Below are 22,068 nucleotides of genomic sequence, written 5' to 3'. Positions count from 1 at the left end.
ACTAATGACAGGGTTTAAAGTTTGATTTATCGACAAACTAAAGCTTTCCCTCCTAGATTTTTATTTTAGAATGCCTAATTTTAAAAATATTCCAAGTATTTGATGTACACTCAAATATACAATTTTAACATGCTTTTCCGAAAGCCACTTGTGGGAATGGTTCAATCATTCTTAAAAATTAACCTTTATGTGTAAAATAAATTTGATAAATTCTTCATCAAGCAGGCTTATGTTTAGGCTTCTTTTTCTTGCCTTTTATTTCGCGGTAGAATTTTCAATGGCTCAAACTGAGAAAGTTATTCTGGATACAGATATGGGTTCCGACTGTGATGATGTTGGGGCCATGGCGCTGTTGCATCATTTTGCTGATCAGGGTAAAGTGGAAATCCTTGGGGTTATTTATAGCTCCGGAAAAATCCCTTTTGGGGTGGGGGTAATTGATGCGATCAATGTCTATTACGGAAGAAACCGTATACCTGTAGGAGCCAGTCACGATTTGTGCTTTGGAGATCCTAAGGATAAAATGCAGGCTGAAAAGCTAGCCAAGGATACTATAGCCTATAAAAATACATTGATTCATAATCATGATGCTTACGAACAAACCATATTGAATAGGAAATTGCTTGCTGAAGCTCCCAATAATTCCGTCACCTATATTACCATTGGCCATACCAAGGCTCTGTATGAATTGTTAAGGTCTATTCCGGATAGTATATCCCCTATGAATGGTTTTGATTTGGTAAGTGAAAAAATTAAACGTTGGGTGGCTTTAGGGGCATTGGGCGCCTCAAATAAGAAGGGAGAGGGAGTGAAAGATTGGAATTTTTACAAGAACAAAACGGCCGTCTACACAGATTATTTAATAGACCATTTTCCAAGACCAACTTACTTTGTGGATGCTGGGGCTAAAGTTTTTACGGGGGAGTCATTGGACACTTTAAATGCCAATAATATTGTAAGGACAGCCTATAGGGATTGGCTCTGGAATGTGGAGAAGAAAACATTACTAGATCAGAGGCCCAGCTGGGACCTTGCTACAGTATATTATGCTGTAATGGGGCAGGATAAGTATTTCGAAGAATTGGCACCCGGGGCGCTGACATTTGATTTGGAGGAGGGGAGTCGCTGGGTAACCAATGAAGTTAACCCGCTCCACCATTTTATTATACAAAAGCAAGGAAGTGACAAGGCCTTTGCTGAAACCTTAAATACCTCCATTGCTAACCAACCGCTAAATAATAAACTCAAATGAACCCAAGGTTTAACTTATTAATAGGGCTTTTATTCTGGCTTTTCCCACCTTTTATTTATGCGCAAAATGCTGCTGTCCTAGCTGAGGATCAATTTCAGTTTCTTGAAGAACTTACTGCCTCAGTGCTGGAAGCCTCTCGCATTTACCCCAAACAATTCATTTCTGAAGAATTTGGTGCAAATAATACCGGAGGGGTATTGATCAGGCCCGGGGGAAGAAATGCCTACCCCAGCTTCTGGATCAGAGATTATGCCATGGCCTTAGAAACAGGAATGATTCCAGCTGCAGAACAAAAGCACATGTTGATACTCACTGCATCAACTCAAGCCGGCAATACATGGATCACCAAAGGTGGGAGTATGGTGCCGGTGGGAGCGGTTGCAGATCATATCAGAATAGATGATGGTCAGCCAATTTATTTTCCGGGAACCTACAGTTTTAATGATCAGGGAACAGAAAAATGGGGGACATTGCCTCCCTATGGAGATCAGTTTTTGTTTGTACATATGGCATACACCTATATTAAAAAGGTTGGGGACCTATCTATCCTTTGCGAAAAAATAAATGGGCTTTCTTTAATTGACAGATTGGCCTTGTCTTTTCAGGTTCCTCCAGCTGGACCGAAAGACCATTTGGTCTTTGCTTCTGAGAAATTTAGAGGTGTTGATTTTGGTTTTAGAGATGCAATTCAAATGACAGGAAAGTTATTGTTTCCCTCTTTACTTAAGTACAGAGCAGCAAAAGAGCTTGCTGAACTTTATTCATTGATAGAAGATCCAAAAGAAAGTTTCAGGTACCAACAATTGGCCGAAAGGATTAAGGAAGTAATCCCAACAGAATTTAATGATGATAGTGGCTTTTTAAAAGCCTCTACTCGACAAAGTTCTCAACCCGATGTTTGGGGAACTTCCCTGGCCGTTTATTTAGGTGTTTTAGATGGTGAAAGTCTTGCTCATGCAAGCGAGGTGTTGGCTGCTGCTTATGAAAAAGGTACCATTAGCTATCGGGGCAATATTAGACACGTGCCTCTGGATCATGATTTTGATGAAACACATGTATGGGAAAAGTCCCTTGCGGCAAAAAACACCTATCAAAATGGTGCATTTTGGGGGACACCCACCGGTTGGGTAGCATTCGCAATACATTTTAATAACCCTCATTTAGCACAGAAATTAGCCTTGGAATACCTGAATGAGCTTAAAGCAAATGATTTCCGAAAAGGAGAATCTTTTGGTGCTCCTTATGAATGTTTTGATAAGAGTGGAGGAACTCAAAATCCGGTTTACCTTACTTCTGTTGCATGCCCACTTGCGGCATTCAGGAGGATGGCAGGTAAGTGACCATTGAATAATGCTTTAATAAAGTGAGATTTCGATAATTATAAGGGCTTGACAGTAAGGGCCAATAGATTTTATTAGCCTATTTTATTACTCCTTTGTTTTAGTTATAAGTATGTGTAATACAGTTGTTTGTGTGCCTGTATGGTTTGCGGAAGGGCTATCCAATCTTTATGAATACGAGAATAAAAATTAAAAAAGTCATTAACTATTTGATTTTTAAAGGTGGAAGGGTTACATTTGACGCATGAAAAATTTCGCAGCTACGTATTTTAGCTTCTTTTACTTTTACTTTCGTCCCCAAGGTCGAATCGGAGCTGCGTATTGTCTTGATAAAAAATAAAAAAAGATAAAAAACATAGAAGCCCGATTCGAAAGAGTCGGGCTTTTTTATTTTAATATTAAACCGAAGAATAAGGAAATGGAAAATCACTTACAAACAAAAGACTGGGGTTTAGGCCTTGACAATGAGCACCTGATTATTGCAGGACCATGTAGTGCCGAAACTCCTGAGCAGATCGAGAAGGTTTGCCAAGACATGATCGCCGCCAATGTTATTCCTGATGTATTCAGGGCAGGTATTTGGAAGCCAAGAACTAGGCCGGGAAGTTTCGAAGGTATCGGAGAAGATGGATTGAAGTGGATGGAAATCGTACGTGAAAAATTGAATATTCCAATCACCACAGAGGTAGGGAATGCCGCTCACGTAGAATTGGCCCTAAAGCATGATGTAGACATTCTTTGGATAGGAGCTAGAACTACTGTAAACCCATTTGCAGTTCAGGAAATTGCTGACGCCCTTAAAGGTGTGGATATTCCTGTGATGGTTAAAAACCCAATGAATCCTGATCTAGAACTTTGGAGAGGTGCTTTGGAAAGACTTCAGGCGGTAGGCGTGAATAAGCTAGCTGCGATCCACAGAGGATTCAGTGATGCTTATGACAAGAAATTCCGTAACAAGCCTAACTGGTCTATGCCTATTCACTTGAAAAGGTTGTGGAAGGGTATGCAAGTAATCAACGATCCTAGTCACATTGTAGGTAATAGAAAAGGAATTCTCGAAACATCTCAACGTGCGATTAATTTCGGTTTAGATGGTTTAATGATTGAAACACATCATGATCCTGATAATGCATGGAGTGATGCCAAACAACAAGTAACTCCTCAGCAACTTAGGGATATTTTGGATCAAATTGATTTCAAACATCCTGTAGAAAATGAGCATCCTTCAGAAAAACTACAAGACTTAAGAAACGCCGTTGATCATCTAGATGACCAATTGTTGGATCTTTTGGCTGAGAGATTTGCTATTATTGATCAAATTGGTTCACACAAGCGCGAGAATAATTTAACTGTTTTTCAGGCAGATCGCTGGAAGCAAGTAATGGAATCCAGAACCAAGAATGGTGTGGATAAAAACCTTAGCGAAAAATTCATGAAAGAATTGCTTTATTGCATTCATGAAGAGTCTGTAAAGCGTCAAGAAAAAAAATTGAGAGAAGACGTTTCTGAGAAAAAATCAGTTTGATGCTTAAGCCCGTTTTTATTCTTAAATAAAATCTGAAAGGATTTCCAAAACATCTCTTTGTCCTGATTGTAGGAAAGGACAAGTGAGTTGTCTCTAAAAAGTGTATTATCCTTTTGGAGCATTTGGAATTGATTATCAGAGCTTGGATGTCAAGACTTAAAAAAGCTTGATCATTCGGTTTATTTTTAAGGGATAAAAACGGGTTTAATTTTTACCTTTACAAAAAAACAGATTTTGGAAACAATAATATTTTCTTCCCGAATAGCGCAGGATTTGACCCGATTCCTAGAATCAAAAAAGTACTCCAAACTTGGGGTCATCATGGACAGCAATACGGTCAAACACTGCTACCCTTTGGTTTCTAGCCATCTTCCGGAGCATACAAGCTTTACTTTTGAAGCAGGAGAGGTGAATAAAACCCTAGATACTTGTGTAAAGATTTGGGATTGGATGACGGAAAATAGCTTTGACCGTAAAACCCTTATTCTGAATATTGGAGGAGGAGTGACAGGGGATATGGGGGGCTTTTGTGCCAGCACCTATAAGAGAGGGATACGCTTTATTAATTTACCAACCACCCTATTGTCTCAAGTGGATGCCAGTGTTGGAGGGAAATTAGGCGTTGATTTCAAAGGCTTCAAAAACCATATTGGTGTTTTCAATCAACCTGAAGGTGTTTTGATAGGAGAAGAGTTTTTGGCTACCCTTCCTGAACCTGAGCTGCGTTCCGGATATGCAGAGGTTATCAAACATGGCCTGATCAGAAATGAAAACTATTTCAATAGCCTAAAAACCGAAAATTGGCAGGCACAAGCTTGGAAGGATATCATCTCAGTATCTGTAGGGATTAAAAGAGACGTTGTTGAAAAAGATCCGAAAGAAGATGGTTTAAGAAAAATATTAAATTTCGGACATACCATTGGGCATGCCGTAGAATCCTACTATTTGGACACTCCATTTCATTTGTTGCATGGGGAGGCCATAGCCATTGGCATGATCGCAGAAGCTTACCTTTCCCATAAATTTTTACGATTGCCTAAGGAAGAACTCGCAATCATACAGGAAAATATTTTGTCAGTATTTGGGAAAATACAAATTGATAAACAAGGTTTTGATACCATCATTGACCTGTGTTTTCAAGACAAGAAAAACGAGGGGAATGTGTTGAATTTTTCTCTGCTCAAAAGAATTGGAGAATGTGATTTCAATATAGTAGTAGGGAGAGAGGCAGTAGCAGAGGCCTTGGATTATTACAATCAATTATCCAATTGATTGGTGGATTTTTCCCCACCGTTGTGCTAAACCTTTAAATTTCAAGCTTTATAAAGTTCATGAATACTATTGTACTGCCTAAAAAAGAAGCATTTGGTCAAATCCAAATCCCATTACCATCCTCAAAAAGTGAAAGCAACAGGGTTCTAATCATTGATGCTCTTACAAAAGGAGAAAATAAACTGTCAAACCTTGCAGAGGCCAGAGATACGCAAACCATGATCCGACTGCTTCAAGATGATCCGGATACACTGGATGTCTTGGATGCGGGAACTACTATGCGGTTCTTGACAGCATATGCAGCCTTAAATAACAAGAAGAAGGTTATGACGGGTACTCCACGTATGTGTGAGCGGCCCATTGGGATTTTGGTTGATGCTTTGAGAGAACTCGGTGCCAATATAAAATACCTCAAAAAAGAGGGGTATCCCCCATTGTCAATAGAGGGCTTTTCAGGTCAAAAAACCAATGAAATAGAAATTAGAGGGGATGTTAGTAGTCAGTATATTTCTGCTTTGCTGATGAATGCCCCCTTATTGCCTCAGGGTTTGATTCTAAACCTTACAGGTAAAATTGGTTCAAGAACTTATATCACCATGACCTTAGCCCTTATGAAGGCCTTTGGTGTCGATTATAATTTTGAAGGAAGCCGCATTGAAATAAAACCTGGTGCTTATCTTCCTACCACCTTTGCTGTTGAAAGTGATTGGTCAGGTGCCAGCTATTGGTTTAGCTTATTGGCCTGTGCCGATGAAGGTGAGCTTTTTCTTAAGGGACTTAAGGCCGAAAGTTTGCAGGGTGATGCCATGATTGTGGAGATAATGGACAAGTTAGGCGTACAAAGTGAATTTCAAAAAACAGGCATATCGCTTAAGAAAAAAGTGGTTCTTGGATTGCCAAGCTTTGATTTTACGCATTGCCCGGACTTGGCGCAGACAGTAGCTGTCACTTGTGCTCTTATAGGACAAACATCTGAATTTTCGGGGCTTGAAAGCCTGAGGATTAAAGAAACGGACCGTATTGATGCCTTGCAAAAAGAATTGGCGAAAATCGGAGCTTTGTTGGAAGAACGTAAAGCGGGTGTTTTCACTCTTGTGCCTGCCTCAGAAATACCGGCAAAGGTAAAGGTGGCTACCTATGATGACCATCGGATGGCCATGGCATTTATGCCTTTAATTACGAGGACTGAACTGGAAATTGAGGATCCTGAAGTGGTCAATAAATCTTATCCAAGTTTCTGGAAACATTGTGCTTTATTGGGGATTCAGCCAAGGCTCAGCAATGAATAGCATATAGTAAGTGTTGCTGTTGACAATACGGGTTATATTGGCTGGTCTAAATATGGCCTAGTATTTTTGATCAGTCCATTTTATATCTAAATTTTGAGAACGAAAATGAAAATAGCAATACAGGGCGTTTTAGGCTCTTTTCACCACCAAGTTGCCCAGCAATATTTTGGAGAAGATATCGAAGTATTTGGTTTCAATACGTTTGAGGAGGTAGCAAAAAGTGTAGAGTCTGATGCTGTAGATGTGGCCGTGATGGCAATAGAGAATTCAATCGCAGGTGCCATATTGCCCAATTATGACATCATTGACCGCCATGAACTATATGTTGCTGATGAATATTATTTACCCATCTCTCATAATTTAATGGCCCTGCCGGGGCAGCAACTTGCTGATATTACGGAGGCCAGGTCACATCCAATGGCCTTGCTGCAGTGCAAGAATTTTTTCGCTAAGCACCCGGGTATTAAACCTATTGATGATGTAGATACTGCCTATATTGCAAAGATCATTTCTGAACAGAAAATAAAAGGCTTGGCTGCAGTGGCAAGTGTAAAAGCGGCAGAGTTTTATGGCTTAGAATTGTTGGCTGAAGATATTCAGACCATAAAAAATAATTTCACTAGGTTTATTATCTTGCAAAAAGACAAGCCTCAGCATGAAAATACACCTACAAAGGCAAGCTTAAAAATCACCATAAAAAACCAAAAAGGAGGCCTTGCCAAACTGCTTACTGTATTGAGTGACAATGACCTTGATTTGACAAAAATACAATCCATACCGGTGATGAGTAAGCCATGGGAATATTCCTTTTTTATCGATACGCTTATTGCTGATGAAGCTAAGTTTAATAAAGCCATAGAGACAATTTCCGCTAATTATGGGGCAGTGAAAATTTTCGGAACTTATCAAAGTAGAAAATAATGAAAGGATTTTCGGACAGACTCGGAGAGGTTCAGGAATACTATTTCTCCAAAAAACTTAAAGAGGTTCAAAAACTCAGAGAAAGTGGGAAGCCCATTATTAATATGGGGATAGGTAGCCCCGATCTTCCCCCGGATAAAAGTGTCATTGAAGCCTTAAAACAGACTGCAGATAATTCTTCGGGGCATGGGTATCAGTCTTATCAAGGAACTCCGGAATTAAGAAATGCGATGGCTGCCTTTTATGATAGAAATTATCAAGTGTCGCTAGATCCTGTCTCTGAAGTTTTGCCCTTAATGGGGTCGAAAGAAGGGATTATGCATATTTCTATGGCTTTCCTAAATGAAGGTGATGAGGTGCTGGTTCCCAACCCGGGATACCCTACCTATACTTCAGTAACCAAATTACTCAATGCCATTCCTGTTTTTTATTCTCTGAATGAAGCAGACAATTGGGCACCTGACTGGGAAGCATTAGAGAAAATGGATCTTGCAAAAGTGAAGTTGATGTGGGTGAATTATCCCCATATGCCTACAGGTGCCAATGGCAATGAAGCTTTGTTTGGGAAGTTGATTGATTTTGCTAAAAGTCATGATATACTTTTGGTACACGACAACCCCTATAGCTTTATTTTAAATGATACCCCACAGAGTTTATTGGCAATTCCAGAGGCAAAGGATTATGCTTTGGAGTTAAACTCCTTGAGCAAAACCTTTAATATACCAGGATGGAGAGTAGGGATGCTTGCGGGTAGAAAAGATTACTTGGAAGCGGTTTTAAGAGTGAAGAGCAATATGGATTCAGGAATGTTCTTGGGTTTACAGGCCGGGGCTGTTGCTGCCCTAAATCTTGATCCATCCTGGATCAATACCATGAATGCCATATATGCCCGCAGAAAAGCATTGGTATTAGAAATGGCAGCCTTATTGCATCTTCAAGTTGATGAAGAAGCTGTAGGTATGTTTGTATGGGGTAAAGTGCCTGATGGTAAAGAAGCAACAGAAATAGTGGATCAATTGCTTTATGATTATGATATTTTTATTACCCCGGGTTTAATATTTGGAAGCAATGGGGCTTCCTATGTGCGGTTTTCTTTGTGCATAGATGAAGACAAAATTAAAGAAGCCATTGCAAGGTTAAAAAAACACAAAACGCTATGAAAAAAGTACATATCATAGGATTGGGATTGTTGGGAGGTTCTTTTGCCTTGGCAACAAAAAAAGCAAAACCTGAAATGGAGATCACAGGTTTTGATAGTGATGAGCGAAATATAGCAATTGCCTTGGAAATGGGGCTTATTTCTAAATCTCTTCCTGTTCCCGATCAGGATACAGATTTGGTGATTTTGGCAACTCCGGTAGATACTTTATTTGACCTTTTGGACAAAACCTTAGGTCAGGTTGCTGCGCATACCCTTGTGATGGATTTTGGATCTACAAAAGACCAACTGTGCCAACAAATGAGTGCGCACCCAAAAAGAGCTCAATACCTGGCAGTGCATCCAATTGCAGGTACCGAAAATTCCGGCCCCAAAGCTGCAAAGGAAGACCTTTTTGATGGGAATGTGATGATCATTTGTGAAATGGAAAAGACAGATGTACACCTAAAGGGAATGGCCTATGATATTTTTGATGCCCTAAACCTCCGGTTGCGCTTTATGGATCCGAAAGACCATGATCTTCATTTGGCATTTGTTTCCCACCTTTCTCATGCAACCTCCTTCGTTTTGGGGAAAACAGTGATTGATAAAACCGCAGATGAAAGAAATATTCTGGACATGGCCGGCAGTGGCTTTGCCTCCACTGTTAGGCTTGCGAAAAGCTCTCCGGAAATGTGGGGCCCTATTTTTTTAGAAAACAAAACCAATGTGCTAGAAGCCCTCAATAGTTATATAGATCACCTGACAGCATTCAGAGACAAGATAGCAGCAGATGATATTCAGGGTTTAAAAGAAGAGATGTTAGCCGCAAATAAAATTAGAAATATTCTGAATTTCACAGAATAAGCCGAAAGAATTGGATTAATTGCTTATTAATTGTGGTTTTGTTGTAAATTGGTACATATGCATTTGACCATAAATTCTGAATTCGCGACATTAAAGGAGGTAATTGTCCATAGACCGGGGCGAGAAATTGATCGTTTGACACCTTATAACAAACACTTGTTATTGTTTGAGGATGTTCCCTATTTGGAGGAAATGCAAAGGGAGCATGATGTTTTTACCAAACTTATCCGAGAGAAATGCGGGGCAAAGGTTTATTATTTCGATACCTTATTAGGAGATATACTTTCCGATGACAAGTTAAGAAATGAACTGATAAGGGAAGCCTTGGCGGTTTCCAGACTGGAGCATCTTACGGATGAATTACTCGGCGTACTCAACAAGGATCAATGTGTGCAAGCATTGATTGCCGGTATTAAAGTTCATGAGGTAAGGGGAAGTGTAAGTTCCCATGCTTTGGCAGATTTATTGGACCTTGCTTTTTTAATACCGCCCTGTCCCAATTTATATTTCCAACGTGATACAGCAGCCATTTTGCCGGGAGGTATTGTTTTCTCAAGCATGCGTTTGATAGAGCGCCAAAGAGAGGCCAATATGGTGCGTAAGATTTTTGAAAATCATTCCCTGTTTAAAAACAAAATTCATCAGATTTATCCCGGAACTTCAAATAACCATAACCATTCGATTGAAGGTGGTGATGTAATCATCCTTTCAGATAAGGCCGCAGCCATAGGCTGTTCAGAGAGAACAGATGAAAAAGCCGTATACCATGTGGCCAAAAGTCTGATTACTGATGGGCCAATTGAAAGGGTGTATGAGGTTCATCTCCCCAAAAAGAGAAATTTTATGCATTTGGATACCGTTTTTACCATCTTAGATAAAAATAGGGTGCTAACCTATCCGGATGCACTCCAAGCAGTTCAACACATTTCTGTTTACACCAGAAAAGAGAATGATAGTGAGGTTATAAATATAAAGCGGACGGTTCTAAAAAGTACCTTACGAGAGGTGCTCAAAAAGGAAATTGACAATTTGGAAATAATAGGTACCGACAAGGTAAATCAAGAATATGCCTTGAGGGAACAGTGGTTTGATGGAGCGAATGTTTTTACCATTGGGCCGGGGCAGGTCATTTCTTACAACCGAAACAAGCACACCAATCAGGCGCTGAGAGATTTTGGAATAGAAGTGTGTGAAATGCCTTCTTCAGAGCTTTCCAGAGGTCTTGGTGGACCTAGGTGTATGAGTTTACCTATTGCAAGGTCTGAGGATTAATTAAGACTTTATAAACCTATTGATTGCTAAAAACTGTCAAAGAAAGACCGTCTTCTAGACACCTTTAAGTCACGTAAAATATTTGATTTCACTCGAATGTCTATATTATAAGAAGTAAACCTTCCAAAAGGAACCCAGTTGACATTCATTTGCCAGCAATGCAAATCTCTGGCCATGCCAATCATGGTTTGGGTGATTTCTGCTGTAGAAAGATCGTAGCCACTGCTAAAATTTATTTTCCATTTGTCTGAAAGGCTGATGTCTCCGGATATATTTATGGCTTGAGTAACATTTTTAGTGCCCGTGGCTGCTTTGCTGTAACTCAAGTTATAACTATAAGTCATGTTCCAGGGGATGGACCAATCGATATACTGACTTGGGTCATTCGCAATCCTATTGATTTCATTTTCTACAAAATCATTCATTTGCCCACCCTGGTTTAAGAAATCATTGGTGAGATCATCCCTAACTTCTCCGGGGGATTTTTCGGTTTTACTTGGATTGAAACTCCCATTAATATTTAGAGATGCCCTTCTTATTGTGCCCAAACCTTGTCCGTTTTTCCATGCAAATTGATTTATTCTTGCAGTGGTTGCTTCCTCACCATTGGTATAGGTGCCTGTGGCATAAGGATCAAGGGTTGTGCTTAAGTTTACAGAGAGTTTTTTATCAAATAATGAAGTTCTGGTACTGAAACTAATGGGAGCCAGGTTAAAAGAATCCGCAGCAAAATTGTAATTGGTGGAAATATTAAGGGATTGCAGTAAAGGTACTTTTTTAGTAGTAGCTTCTGCTGTGTCACTTTCAGTTTTTACTTTTGCCTCCAGAACATTTCTAATACTTACGTTTAGCGATTTTGATTCACCCAAAGGAGCACCCCCATATATAAACCCTGAATACCTTGAAAGGCGTCGCAAGGTTCCGCTAGCATCTGTTTGGACTTCCTGATAATACCCGTATTTTGGGTCAGAAAAATCAGGGGTGCTAGAGAATCCAAACGAAGGTTGCATATGGTGTCTAATGGCTTCAATTTTAGATCCTTTCTTAAAGGTATAGAAACCATAAATATTCGTCGAAAGATTAAAAGAACTGTTGTAATAATTTACTCGGTTAAAACCATTTTCCAGAATCTGATCGAGCCGTTCTTCCTGAGGGTTATAGTAATAATTTATTCTCTCCAAGTACCAAAGTTCTGTAAAGTTCATTGAGGCGGTACCTGTAAAGAACCGAAAAAGGCTAAAATTAGAAGAAATAGGCACCGTGTTTCTAAATCCATTGTCAGCATTTCTCAGCAGTTCAGGTAAATTGGCAAAGGAAAATGGGATTACATCCGGCGTGGAGGTTTCTCCTAGTTCTTCGAGCTCCTGCTGAAGGCCCGGATCTACACCCAATTCTGTGGTGATCTCATTATTGATAGAGTTTTGGGCATTGAAATTCCAAGAAACATTTAAGGTTTTGAGAGGTTCAAACTTTATGTTTTTAAAAGGGTTTTGCCGGTTCATGTTAATTGCTATGTCCGGTAGGAGTAGGTTTACCTCGTCAGTTACCTGATTTTGAGAATGCCTTAAGTTTGCGGACATGCTAAAGGGCGTTCCTGTAAAGGTTTTGCTATAGGAGATATTTGAAGAAAAGTCAGACTGCTGGTTTTGTACAAAGTTACCCTGATTTAGGATATTGTCATTGTATGATTTGGTTCCGAAGTTAGCGGAAGCAGAAAATCTGGAATTGCCTCGAGTTTCCGGGGTGTGGTTCCATCTAAACCAAAATGCATTGTACTCTAAGGGTACTTCTGCGGTTTCAGGACTTTTAAATTTCTGATAATCAATATTTAACCCTCCCTTGTATCGGTACCTTTTGTTGTATACTGAGGCCGTTTTTAACCCATAACCTCCCTTAGAATAGACCTCGCCGGTCACCCTTGTATGAACATAATCATTGAAAGCAAAGTAATATCCAAAGTCCCTTAAAAAGAAACCTCTCAACTGCTCTTCACCATAGGAAGGGAAGATTATCCCGGAAGCTTTTTCTTCCGGAGTGTCGGGGATCACACCAAAAGGTAGCCCTAGAGGGGTGGGTATATTGTTAAAATATAAATTAAAAGGACCGGAAATGATGTGTTTGCCTCGTACAGATTTTATTTTAGAAGAAGAGATGTGCCAGTGAGGCTCCACCAAATCGCAAGTGGTATAGAAACCCTTGCTGAGATAAACGGAGCCCTCATTGTCTTTTTTCACAATGGCTCCCCTTAGAAGCCCCTCATCTTGTTGGGTCACTACATCCGATATAATGGCTTTTTGACTTTTGAAGTTATAGCGCATCTCTTTGCGGATTTCGTATACACTATTGCCTTCTTTAAACATGGGTGTACCTTGAATTACCCCCACACTATCTTTAAGCCCGGAAGCGTAGAGCTCATTCTTTTTCCAATCTATTGCAATATAATCAGCATCTAAACGAATATTTCCATACTCAAACCATGCACCTTTGTACAGAAACACTTTATTTTGTGCAAAGTCTGAGACAATACTGTCTTCGGCGTAATAATTGATGGTGGTTTGAATGTCGCCTTTTGGTTTATTTAGTGTAGAATCTAAATCAGAAGGGCTGATGTTAAGAATGCTGTCTGGAAGAACAGGTAATAGGGTGTCAAGCCTGACTTCGGGATTCCCTAGCGTGTCAGGAGATGAGAGTTCTAGTTCAGAAGTTCTTTCATTGCCGGGTTCTTGGGCCCACAACGTATGCCCAAAGAAGGTGAGCATACAGAGGAAAAGAAAAACGTTCTTTATTATCTGCACCAATAATTTCTGTTTGCTATAAAAATCATTAAATTTTCGGTAAAGTTAAGGTTATTAACGTTTATGAAACGAACCAAAGTGAAAAATATTCTTTTAATTTCATCGCTATTAGTAGCTATTGTTTTAGTAGGGTTTATTCCTTCTGATGAAAAGGAAACAGAGTTTAAGTTAAGAAGGATTGTAATTGATGCCGGTCATGGTGGCAAGGATCCGGGAACACTCGGGAAAATGTCTAAAGAAAAAGATGTGGCACTTGCAATTGCCCTAAAGGTTGGAGGCTATATTAATGAGCTACTTCCGGATGTAGAAGTGATCTATACACGGAAGACAGATGTTTTTATTGAGCTTAAGGAACGGGCAAATATTGCCAATAGAAACAGGGCTGATTTATTCGTGTCCATCCATTGCAATGCCATCAACTCAACCAGAGCCTTTGGTACCGAAACCTATGTAATGGGGAATAAAAATTTCAATGCAAATTTTGAAATTGTTAAAAGAGAAAATGCCGTAATTTTACTTGAGGATGATTATCAGGAAAATTATGAGGGTTTTGATCCTAAGTCTCCGGAATCCTATATCATGTTTAATTTGATGCAGAAAGCCTTTTTTGCCAATAGCCTTTCTTTGGCAGGCAAAATTGAAAATGATTTTTCAAAACGAGTAAACAGGCATTCCCGGGGAGTTAAACAAGCTCCATTCTATGTGCTATGGACCACCAGTATGCCTAGTGTTTTGATTGAAACAGGCTTTTTGTCAAATCCATCAGAGGAAAAATACCTTAACAGTAAGAGTGGGCAGACCTTTGTGGCTTCGGGTATATTTAGAGCAATAAAAGCCTATAAGGAGGAATTGGAGGCCATTTGATTGGGGGTGCGTAATAAAATTCATTGAATATACTACTATAATTGGAGGTCACATGTATTATATTGCCGAAATTTGGTAAATTTGGTTAGTAGAATTTGTGAGTGAAAGTTGTGATGAATATTCAAATGACAGATAAAGAATTAAACGCTCTTGTATCTTTATTGGATGATGGTGATCAGGAAATAAAGGAACATGTTAGGGATAAAATCCTCTCTCTGGGTAATCAAATCATTCCTTTTCTTGAGAATAAGTGGGAAGGCTCATTCAATCCAGAATTGCAAAAAGAAATAGAGGAGATTGTTCATGATATGCAGTTGAACCTGCTCAAAGAACGGTTGAGCAATTGGAAGGATTCTCAAGAAAGAGAATTACTTGAAGGCTTATGGATTGTCAATACTTATTTGTACCCCGATTTAGAGTTTGATCAATTGAATGCTTTGATGCAGCAAATTTATTTTGATGTTTGGACAAATTTCAAAAATGAATTGTCCGTCTACGATAAAATAAAATTGATTAACAATGTCATGTTCAATGACTTGAAGTTTTCTGCCAACACCAAAAATTTTCATAGCCCGGCCAATAGCATGCTTAAAACAGTGCTGGAAACCAAAAAAGGTAATCCCATTAGCCTTTGCTCTGTTTACTTATTGGTGGCCAAAAAACTTGGGCTCCCTGTTTATGGGGTTAATTTACCCAATCTATTTGTGTTGACTTATCAGTCTGGCAAGTTTAATTTTTATATCAATGCATTCAATAAGGGCCTTATATTTACCAAACAGGATATCAATAACTATCTTGACCACTTAAAGCTGGACCCAAAACCTGAATATTATGAACCCTGTGAAAACATTGAAATTATCAGAAGGGTGATCCGTAACCTTATATTTTCTTTCGAAAAAATTGGGGATTTAGATAAATCAAAAGAAGTTAATCAATTGCTGAAAATTGTGAACCAGCCGTAAGGTTAAAACTTAATGTTGCAACCAACAGCTCTGGTTACAGTGGGGCTTGGGCGGTCTCTATTAAGGATATCATCCAAGGCAGCCGAAAGATGATGTACAGTAACACTTTGCATTGCTTGCGCATTGTTGTCAATAGCGCCTCTATATGCAATACTATATCCCGTAGGTCCAGAGGTGATAATCACTACTTCTGGTATTTTTTTTACCGCTGTCATTTTAGTGAAAACTTGTTGATCATCCATTAAGAAGGGAAGCTTATTGTCCTTGGCAAAGGGGAGGGAGCTTAGTTTTTCCGGCGTTTCACTATCTTGCCCGGCATGTGGATTTACCAAAGCGAAGGTGATGTTTGACGAAGTGTATTTTTCTTTCAATGCTTTTATCCTGGTATTATAAAGTTTAGAATAGGGGCATTTAAGGGTATAAAAAATAAAAACCTGAGCAGTAGCTGATTTGTTTTTATCAAGGGTATATTCTTGATTGGTAATAGCGTCTACCATCTTAATATTGGAAACCTTCTGGCCAAATATGGCAGTGGTCCAAAATATACTCAATGCAAAAAACCCTAAAAAAATCTTCATCTCTAGTTGTTTTATAACAAATATAGAAAAAATCACCAAACGGTATAAGTAAGAATCATGTCGTTTTCAGAATAAGACATAACTTGATAATGATGATCTGAAAAATCAGAGCCATAAATCTTGCCTTTTATGATTTTATCATCGGCTGTAAAAGGCTCCAAAATAATATTTTGACGCAGGCTAATTCCCTTTTTTCCTTGACATTTATAGATGCTTTCCTTTACCGACCAAGCCAAAGTGTACAAGAAAGGGTCAGCTCCTAAAAAGGCTATTTCAGAAGGATCCAGGTATTTTGGCCCTAGAGGAACCGTTTTATTTCTAACCCGTTCTAAATCTATACCTACAGACATCTCCCTATGGAATATTGCAGCAGCATAATCTCCATGGTGCGTGAGGGATACATGGCCTGAGTTATCCATTGCATGGGATTTCCCATGATTGTCTTTATAAAATCCGGGATAGGGTAGGGATAAACTATCTAGTGTTTTTTTGATGGCCAGTCTGGCAGCCTTCCATTCTTTTCTTTTTTGTGGATGTCCTATATTTGCAAGTGAAAGCTTTTCCCTAAAACTTAAAAAGTCCATGGGCGTGTTCTCGGAGGATTTAATATTGTTGATGGCAAAAGCAGATAAAGGACTAATTTTTTCTATTTTTGTTAACATAGCAACTTAAAGGCAACTGTATAGTAATTAGGTTCTGCAATATATGTCAAATATTCAAGTAAGTAAACTTAACACATTACGAGGGCACAACCATTCTGTCTTTGCTCTGGCCAATGGTTGCCAGCCAAACCTTATTTACACAGGGTCAGGAGATGGGATGGTTGTTGAATGGAACCTATCTGAACTGGGAGACGGACTTTTATTGGCCAAGCTGCCGAGCTCTGTTTATGCCTTAGAAGTAGACCAACAAAGAAACATCTTATTTATTGGCCAAAATAATGAGGGGATTCATGCCATTGACTTGGAGAGCAAAAAAGAGATCTGGTCATTGAAAATCACCTCCCATGCGATTTTTGATATCAAAGTGCTTGACAAATTATTATTCGTAGCTACGGGAGACGGGGTCTTGGTAGTGATTGATATTGAAGAACGTTCCCCGGTGCGGCACATTAAGATTAGCGATCAATCTTTACGGGTTTTGGCAGTTTCTCCGGACAAAAAACAAATAGCAGTGGGTGCAAGTGATCACCTGGTAAAGGTTTTTGAAACGAAAGATTGGTCACCGTTAGCAAGAATGCAAGGGCATTTGAATTCCGTTTTTGCCTTGGCCTATAGCCCGGATGGTAAAACAATTGTAAGTGGAGGTAGGGACGCCACACTTAAATTTTGGGATACTGAAAAATTTGAAATACAACAAAATATTGCTGCACATATGTATGCAATCAATTATCTTTCATTTCGGGAAGATGGCAAGTATTTTGTGACTTGCAGCATGGACAAGTCCATTAAGGTATGGGATCCGGAAGAGTTTAAGCTATTAAAGGTAATAGATAAAGCCAGGTATGTGGGGCATGGGACTTCTATTAATAAAGTTTTGTGGACCAAGAATGATGATCAAGTAGTTGCGATCAGTGATGATCATACTGTTTCTGTTTGGGAAATAAATATTGGTCAATAACTTCCGGTCACCATAGATCGGCTAAATGACGAAAAAATGAAAATTACACCATTGGATATCCGTCAGAAGACCTTCGAAAAAAATTTCAGGGGCTATGATAAAGATGAAGTTTCAACCTTCTTGAGTTATTTGTCTCAAGAATGGGAAAAGCTTGTAGAAGAGAAGAATGCGCTCGAGATTAAATATGAGCATGCAGAAAAAGAAGCCTCTAAGCTAAGGGAGGTGGAGCAGTCACTTTTTAAAACATTGAAAACAGCTGAGGATACCGGAGCGAGCATCATAGAGCAAGCCAACAAAACAGCAGAATTAATCCTTAAGGAGGCTCAAATGAATGCAGATGCCCTCCATGCCGAATCAAGAGGCAAGGCACGAAATATGATTGATCAGGCAGAGTCACAATCTAAAAACATTATCGAAGACCTTAAAGAGGATGTTAATGTTTTGGTAGAAAATTATGAGAAACTACTGGATCAGAGAGATTACCTCCTTAAAAACTTGAAACGGACGGCTGCAGAAACCTTGGAAAATGTAAAGGCAGCCCAAGATGGTTTTACAAAAATAGATTCCGGGATTCATACCCGATTGGTCAAGGAACTTCAAAGAAAAGAAAAAAGCTACGATGCACCTGAAAAGGAAGAGTCCAAGCCCAGTCTTACGGCCAATACCTATACTTGGGAACAACCGGAAAATCAAGATGCAGTAGAACAAAATAGCATCACTGAAGCCAATGAAGAAAAGCAGCAAGAGGCTTCTGAAATCAATGCCGTTCCGGAGCAGGTGAAAGAACAAGAAAATAAGGAAGCGGACAAGAAAAAAACGCCTGAAGACAAAGGGGATAAACAAGACCAGAACGGTTCATTTTTTGATCAATTTGAATAATGGGAAAAGTATCACTTGAAGGAATAGAGTTTCATGCTTTCCATGGCGTTTTTTCAGAAGAAAAAAAATTAGGAAATCGATTTACAGTTGACTTGCATGTGCATACTGATTTTCAGCAAGCCATGTATTCAGATGATCTTAATTATACAGTGGATTATTTCAAACTTTACCAGATAGCCAAAGCCCATATGCAGGTTCCGGTAAAATTGCTCGAACACCTTGGTCATTTAATGATTGAAGACATCCTCAAAGCTTATCCTGACAGTAGGGAAGTTCAAGTAATTATAAAAAAGCACAATCCAGCCCTTGGAGGTGTGGTGAATTTTTCCGTGGTAGAAGTAGCCTACCCAAGAGATTACAAATAATCTGCCCATACTGATGTACACCAAGCATGAATTAAGTACAACCAGACAAGAGTTTTGGACAACATTTGGACACTATATGAAACCTGTTCCCAATGCGGAGGGACGAAAAATTAATTGGAAAAATTACAAAACAGGGGTGAAGCACATGTATTTTAGGATGAAAGCAGAACGGGATTTTGCATCTATTTCCATTGAAGTACAGCATCCAGACAGTGAGATTCGTAGTTTACTGTTTGATCAACTGTTGACTTTTAAAGGCATTTTTCAGCAGGAAGTAAATGAAGAATGGGAATGGGAAGCAGATTGTCCCAACGATTGGGGTGAAAATTTAGGTAAAGTAGAAAAGAAACTAAAGGGTGTTAATGTGATGGAAAGGGAAGACTGGCCAAAAATCATTTCTTTCTTAAAACCAAGAATTATAGCCATAGATGCCTTTTGGGCCAATATGAAATACGGCTTTGAGGGCTTAACCTAAGCTAATAAGGGGAAATTCTACCTGCAAAGCGCGATGTCTTATTCGGTGTCGTGTCTCTTGGGTAGTTCAGGATTGGTGAATACAAAACCTCTGGCTTCGTTGCTTTCATGGAAATCCACCTGCATACCCATTAAAAACATCACATGTTTTTTTTCAATCAAGACTGTTAAACCTTCTATGTCAAAGCTTTGGTCTTCGTCTTTTTTTAAGTCAAATCCCAATGCATAAGATACTCCCCCACAACCACCACCTTTTACGCCTACTCTTAAAGCATATTCCAGAGGGATATTCTTTGTGGATATTATGGTTTTAATCTCTTCAAGAGCCTTTGGCGTAATATTTATTGGTGTCAACATGAGAACTTAAGGGCAGAGAATGATAATTGGTTCCAAAATTAAAACAGAAAAACAATTGGTGCATAGTAAAACATGACATTATTTTAGATATTGCTAATTAAAACCCTTGACAATGGATTACCTCTTTGAACTATTAAAAATAATTGTTCCTGCCGGCCTGGCAATATATGGCATGTTTATCATTACGGTATCATTTTTGAAGAAGGAAAGGGAGATAAAGTGGTTGGATATAAAATCCAAAAATTCAGAGCAAATTATCCCTTTGCGTATTCAGGCCGCTGAACGTCTCTGTCTTCTAATGGAGCGGATTTCACCCAATAATCTGGTGAGGCGGGTGAATGGTCCGGAGATGCATTCAGGAGAGTTGCATAGCCTTTTGATTCAGGAAATCAGGAGTGAATTCAATCACAATTTATCTCAACAAGTGTATTTCACGGATGATACTTGGGAAACCTTAAGGTCTGCAGTAGAGCAAACCATTTCCCTTATAAACAATGCTTACCAACAAGTGGGTGGGGAGGAAAGGAGTATTGAATTGTCAAAGAAAATATTTCAACTCGCAATGGAAGTGGAGCAGGATAGTATAGGGGTTGCTTTAAGGAAAATCAAAGATGAAATACGGGTTTACTATTGATTCAAAAATTTAACTTTACGAATACTTATGGATAGTTATTCTTCAGGTCAAAACCTCTTTGACAAGGTCAAAGCCATCTACCTAAACAGGGCAGAGCATATAGCAGGTACAGAGAAAAAATTAAAAGCTTTACTTATAAAAGTCAACCAGAAATGGCAGGAGCTTTCTCAAAACCCAACCTTTGCTCAAGTCAAATTTCAGATTGAGATTTTTATTAGAATGATAAAGGCTCATTTGAGCAAAAAATATGCAGGTTTATCCAACAGGTCTTTGGGACTAATAGTCTTAGGTCTGTTTTATTTTGCCTTGCCCACTGACTTGGTGCCGGATTTTATTCCTTTTGTGGGCTACGTAGATGATATTACGGTATTATTAGCTGTTTTTAAAAGCATTCAATCTGATATAGAGAAGTTTTTAGATTGGGAAAAAAACCAAGATCTATGAGCCGAATAGCATTTGTGTCCGGAGCCTCAGGGCTGATAGGTATTCAGTTATTGCATCAACTTTTTAAAAATGAGTCTTTTGATTGGGTGGTATCCTTTGGAAGGAGAGAGCTGGCACTAAAACATCAAAAGCTGGTTCAGGTGAAGGTAGATTTTGGTCAGTTGGATAAAGTAGATCTGCTAGATGAGTTAAGAAGTCAAAATATGGGAGGGGAAAAACAGTCCCTAATCAAAGGATTGTCAGAAAACTCAGTTACTATCAGTGCTTTTAGTGCCTTAGGCACGACCATCAAAAAAGCAGGTTCCAAAGAAAGCTTTTACCGGATTGATCATGATTTTGTGGTTGAATTTGCTAGGTTTTCTTTAAAGAATAGCGCGAAAAGATTTTTTTATGTCAGTGCTTTAGGGGCTGATGCCCAGTCATCCATTTTCTATAATAAAGTCAAAGGAGAGGTTGAAAATGACCTCAAAAGAATGGACTTTGATTATGTGGGGATTTTCCAGCCTTCCCTATTATTAGGGGAGAGGAAAGAAAGCAGACCGGGGGAAGAGATCGGCAAAGTACTAATGAAATTTGTTGCTTTTTTAGGGCTATTTAAGAAATATAAGCCTATTTATGACCATCAGGTTGCTAAAGCCATGGTTCAAAAAGCTTTGAATTTAAAGATCACCGGGAATGAGACCATCCCCTCTTCCGAAATGCATAAAATGACACAATGATTGTAGTTTTACAAAGAGTAAAAGAAGCTTCAGTAAGTATATCAGGAAAAGAAAAAGCTGCGATTGGAGCAGGAATCTTGGTCCTTCTTGGGATTGAATCGGCAGACAATGATGAGGACATTTCTTGGGTAGGTAGAAAAATAGTAAATATGAGGATATTTGCTGATGATAAAGGGGTGATGAATAAAAGTGTGCTAGAAACCGGAGGGGAAGTTTTGGTGGTAAGTCAATTTACACTTCATGCAAGTACCAAAAAAGGTAACAGACCCTCTTATATAAAGGCCGCCAGGCCCGAAATAGCCATTCCACTTTATGAAGAATTTGTGCAAGAAATATCCGGTCTTTTGCGTAAACCTGTACCTACCGGAGAATTTGGTGCAGACATGCAGATTGCTTTAGTAAATGACGGTCCGGTTACCATTATTTTAGATTCTAAAAATAAAGTTTAATTCACAGCGCCTGATTTACGGAAGGAGTTTAACTACAAGAAAAACCATTCTG

At 39.0% G+C, this 22,068-nt stretch carries 23 protein-coding genes; 19 read left to right on the top strand and 4 right to left on the bottom strand.

Annotated features, from left to right (window positions below; translation table 11 throughout):
- Window positions 1–187: 187 nt before the first annotated feature.
- The 9 genes from Q4534_RS12905 to Q4534_RS12865 all read left to right on the top strand — a co-directional run bounded on the left by Q4534_RS12905 (window position 188) and on the right by Q4534_RS12865 (window position 10,876).
- Entirely contained in the window at window positions 188–1,252 is a 1,065-nt protein-coding gene (locus Q4534_RS12905; protein ID WP_303613588.1) for a nucleoside hydrolase, read from the top strand.
- The gene (locus Q4534_RS12900) at window positions 1,249–2,592 is read left to right on the top strand and encodes a hypothetical protein (RefSeq protein WP_303613587.1); all 1,344 of its coding nucleotides are present in this window, start codon (window positions 1,249–1,251) and stop codon (window positions 2,590–2,592) included. The genes Q4534_RS12905 and Q4534_RS12900 overlap by 4 nt, the downstream gene beginning before the upstream one ends.
- A gap of 418 nt (window positions 2,593–3,010) precedes the next feature.
- On the top strand, window positions 3,011–4,117 hold the full coding sequence (locus Q4534_RS12895; RefSeq protein WP_303613586.1) for a chorismate mutase: 1,107 nt from the start codon (window positions 3,011–3,013) through the stop codon (window positions 4,115–4,117).
- Window positions 4,118–4,351: 234 nt separating this feature from the next.
- Entirely contained in the window at window positions 4,352–5,389 is a 1,038-nt protein-coding gene (gene aroB, locus Q4534_RS12890) for a 3-dehydroquinate synthase (RefSeq protein WP_303613585.1), read from the top strand.
- 59 nt (window positions 5,390–5,448) lie between these two features.
- Window positions 5,449–6,678, top strand: coding sequence for a 3-phosphoshikimate 1-carboxyvinyltransferase (locus tag Q4534_RS12885; RefSeq protein ID WP_303613584.1), 1,230 nt, complete (start codon window positions 5,449–5,451; stop codon window positions 6,676–6,678).
- 105 nt (window positions 6,679–6,783) lie between these two features.
- The gene (locus Q4534_RS12880) at window positions 6,784–7,599 is read left to right on the top strand and encodes a prephenate dehydratase (RefSeq protein WP_303613583.1); all 816 of its coding nucleotides are present in this window, start codon (window positions 6,784–6,786) and stop codon (window positions 7,597–7,599) included.
- Entirely contained in the window at window positions 7,599–8,759 is a 1,161-nt protein-coding gene (locus Q4534_RS12875) for a pyridoxal phosphate-dependent aminotransferase (protein WP_303613582.1), read from the top strand. The genes Q4534_RS12880 and Q4534_RS12875 overlap by 1 nt, the downstream gene beginning before the upstream one ends.
- The gene (locus tag Q4534_RS12870; protein WP_303613581.1) at window positions 8,756–9,604 is read left to right on the top strand and encodes a prephenate dehydrogenase; all 849 of its coding nucleotides are present in this window, start codon (window positions 8,756–8,758) and stop codon (window positions 9,602–9,604) included. The genes Q4534_RS12875 and Q4534_RS12870 overlap by 4 nt, the downstream gene beginning before the upstream one ends.
- A gap of 57 nt (window positions 9,605–9,661) precedes the next feature.
- Window positions 9,662–10,876, top strand: a complete 1,215-nt coding sequence (locus Q4534_RS12865; RefSeq protein WP_303613580.1) for an arginine deiminase family protein — start codon at window positions 9,662–9,664, stop codon at window positions 10,874–10,876.
- A gap of 26 nt (window positions 10,877–10,902) precedes the next feature.
- Here the strand turns inward: Q4534_RS12865 and Q4534_RS12860 are convergent, their stop codons facing one another.
- Window positions 10,903–13,635: a putative LPS assembly protein LptD gene (locus Q4534_RS12860; RefSeq protein ID WP_303613705.1), complete on the bottom strand. Its 2,733-nt coding sequence runs from the start codon at window positions 13,633–13,635 to the stop codon at window positions 10,903–10,905.
- Window positions 13,636–13,734: 99 nt separating this feature from the next.
- Between Q4534_RS12860 and Q4534_RS12855 the strand changes: the two genes are divergently transcribed.
- Both Q4534_RS12855 and Q4534_RS12850 read left to right on the top strand, forming a co-directional pair.
- The gene (locus Q4534_RS12855) at window positions 13,735–14,535 is read left to right on the top strand and encodes an N-acetylmuramoyl-L-alanine amidase (RefSeq protein WP_303613579.1); all 801 of its coding nucleotides are present in this window, start codon (window positions 13,735–13,737) and stop codon (window positions 14,533–14,535) included.
- 113 nt (window positions 14,536–14,648) lie between these two features.
- A complete protein-coding gene (locus Q4534_RS12850; protein ID WP_303613704.1) occupies window positions 14,649–15,497 on the top strand; it encodes a transglutaminase-like domain-containing protein in 849 nt (282 codons plus the stop codon).
- Between the two features lie 2 nt (window positions 15,498–15,499).
- On the opposite strand, the gene Q4534_RS12845 is transcribed toward Q4534_RS12850, so the two are convergent.
- Both Q4534_RS12845 and Q4534_RS12840 read right to left on the bottom strand, forming a co-directional pair.
- On the bottom strand, window positions 15,500–16,075 hold the full coding sequence (locus Q4534_RS12845; protein WP_303613578.1) for a ubiquitin carboxyl-hydrolase: 576 nt from the start codon (window positions 16,073–16,075) through the stop codon (window positions 15,500–15,502).
- Window positions 16,076–16,107: 32 nt separating this feature from the next.
- The gene (locus Q4534_RS12840; protein WP_303613577.1) at window positions 16,108–16,737 is read right to left on the bottom strand and encodes a 4'-phosphopantetheinyl transferase superfamily protein; all 630 of its coding nucleotides are present in this window, start codon (window positions 16,735–16,737) and stop codon (window positions 16,108–16,110) included.
- A 43-nt stretch (window positions 16,738–16,780) separates the two neighbouring features.
- On the opposite strand from Q4534_RS12840, the gene Q4534_RS12835 reads away from it, so the two are divergent.
- From Q4534_RS12835 to Q4534_RS12820, 4 genes are read left to right on the top strand one after another with little or no spacing between them, the layout of a single operon-like run.
- Entirely contained in the window at window positions 16,781–17,695 is a 915-nt protein-coding gene (locus tag Q4534_RS12835; RefSeq protein WP_303613576.1) for a WD40 repeat domain-containing protein, read from the top strand.
- Window positions 17,696–17,731: 36 nt separating this feature from the next.
- Window positions 17,732–18,574: a DivIVA domain-containing protein gene (locus tag Q4534_RS12830; RefSeq protein WP_303613575.1), complete on the top strand. Its 843-nt coding sequence runs from the start codon at window positions 17,732–17,734 to the stop codon at window positions 18,572–18,574.
- Window positions 18,574–18,939, top strand: a complete 366-nt coding sequence (gene folB, locus Q4534_RS12825; RefSeq protein ID WP_303613574.1) for a dihydroneopterin aldolase — start codon at window positions 18,574–18,576, stop codon at window positions 18,937–18,939. Before Q4534_RS12830 ends, folB begins: the two co-directional genes overlap by 1 nt.
- Before the next feature lie 13 nt (window positions 18,940–18,952).
- Complete coding sequence (locus Q4534_RS12820) at window positions 18,953–19,414, top strand: DUF4268 domain-containing protein (protein WP_303613573.1); 462 nt, start codon at window positions 18,953–18,955, stop codon at window positions 19,412–19,414.
- Between the two features lie 38 nt (window positions 19,415–19,452).
- On the opposite strand, the gene Q4534_RS12815 is transcribed toward Q4534_RS12820, so the two are convergent.
- The gene (locus tag Q4534_RS12815) at window positions 19,453–19,770 is read right to left on the bottom strand and encodes an iron-sulfur cluster assembly accessory protein (protein ID WP_303613572.1); all 318 of its coding nucleotides are present in this window, start codon (window positions 19,768–19,770) and stop codon (window positions 19,453–19,455) included.
- A gap of 112 nt (window positions 19,771–19,882) precedes the next feature.
- Here Q4534_RS12815 and Q4534_RS12810 point away from each other — a divergent pair, with 112 nt between their 5' ends.
- Genes Q4534_RS12810 through dtd form a run of 4 tightly spaced genes read left to right on the top strand, consistent with a single transcriptional unit; the run spans window position 19,883 to window position 22,016 of the window.
- Window positions 19,883–20,404, top strand: coding sequence for a hypothetical protein (locus Q4534_RS12810; protein WP_303613571.1), 522 nt, complete (start codon window positions 19,883–19,885; stop codon window positions 20,402–20,404).
- Window positions 20,405–20,431: 27 nt separating this feature from the next.
- Entirely contained in the window at window positions 20,432–20,848 is a 417-nt protein-coding gene (locus Q4534_RS12805) for a YkvA family protein (protein WP_303613570.1), read from the top strand.
- The gene (locus Q4534_RS12800; protein WP_303613569.1) at window positions 20,845–21,567 is read left to right on the top strand and encodes an oxidoreductase; all 723 of its coding nucleotides are present in this window, start codon (window positions 20,845–20,847) and stop codon (window positions 21,565–21,567) included. The genes Q4534_RS12805 and Q4534_RS12800 overlap by 4 nt, the downstream gene beginning before the upstream one ends.
- Window positions 21,564–22,016: a D-aminoacyl-tRNA deacylase gene (gene dtd, locus Q4534_RS12795; protein ID WP_303613568.1), complete on the top strand. Its 453-nt coding sequence runs from the start codon at window positions 21,564–21,566 to the stop codon at window positions 22,014–22,016. Before Q4534_RS12800 ends, dtd begins: the two co-directional genes overlap by 4 nt.
- Window positions 22,017–22,068: the final 52 nt, after the last annotated feature.

Origin of the sequence: Cyclobacterium sp. 1_MG-2023, from assembly GCF_030546805.1 — a bacterium.
Taxonomy (GTDB): Bacteria; Bacteroidota; Bacteroidia; order Cytophagales; family Cyclobacteriaceae; genus Cyclobacterium.
The sequence above is the reverse complement of the archived record's forward strand: the minus strand, read 5'-3'. Positions and strand labels throughout refer to the sequence as shown.